General features: G+C 44.8%; 2 protein-coding genes. Both read left to right on the forward strand.

Features of this window, described 5'->3' with window-relative positions:
- Positions 1-59 precede the first annotated feature (59 nt).
- Positions 60-365, forward strand: a complete 306-nt coding sequence (locus A3738_RS01000) for an urease subunit beta (RefSeq protein ID WP_068479121.1) — start codon at positions 60-62, stop codon at positions 363-365.
- A gap of 11 nt (positions 366-376) precedes the next feature.
- The coding region (locus A3738_RS01005; protein ID WP_156503856.1) for an amidohydrolase family protein at positions 377-869 on the forward strand (493 nt) is incomplete at its 3' end.

Genomic DNA, 869 nt, shown 5'->3' on the forward strand with positions numbered 1-869 from the left:
ACTTTTCCTGATGGAACGAAACTTGTTACTGTCCATAACCCGATTGTTTAGGAGCGAACATGAAGCTTGGTGAGTATTTTATTAAAGAAGGCGAGATCGAGCTTAATGCTGGTCGACCCGTTACTGCGATTAAGGTGGCCAATACGGGTGATAGACCTATTCAAGTTGGCTCTCACTATCATTTTGCAGAGACAAATTTGGCGCTTGAATTCGATCGTAACGAAGCTAAAGGGAAGCGCTTAGATATACCAGCTGGTACTGCAGTTAGATTTGAACCAGGTCAGTCGCGTACTGTTAACCTAGTGGAATTTGCCGGTAAAAAAGAGATATATGGCTTCCGTGGTGATGTGATGGGTAAGGTATAGGGAGATTTATAATGAGTAAAATTTCAAGAGAAGCCTATGCCAATATGTTTGGCCCCACGACTGGTGACCGAGTCCGCCTAGGCGATACCGAAATTATTATTGAAGTTGAGAAAGATTACACGGTATATGGCGATGAAGTTAAGTTTGGCGGCGGCAAGGTCATTCGTGATGGTATGGGGCAAAGTCAGGCTATATCTGATGAAGTCGCCAATACCGTTATTACTAACGCGCTCGTTCTTGATCATTGGGGTATAGTTAAAGCTGATGTGGCGATAAAAAATGGTCGTATTTGGGCAATTGGTAAAGCTGGCAATCCTGATACACAAGAAGGTATCACAATTAATGTCGGCCCAGGGACAGAAGTTATTGCTGGCGAAGGGCAGATTCTAACTGCTGGCGCTGTTGATGCACACATTCACTTCATTTGTCCTCAACAAGTCGAAGAAGCATTAATGTCTGGTACGACAACCATGCTCGGCGGAGGAACAGGGCCTGCTACGGGTA

It is taken from the genome of Oleiphilus sp. HI0066, assembly GCF_001635725.1.

Bases quoted from the DNA above. Each gene is read 5' to 3' on its own strand.
- A3738_RS01000 (WP_068479121.1), top strand. From the start codon at position 60: ATGAAGCTTGGTGAGTATTTTATTAAAGAAGGCGAGATCGAGCTTAAT.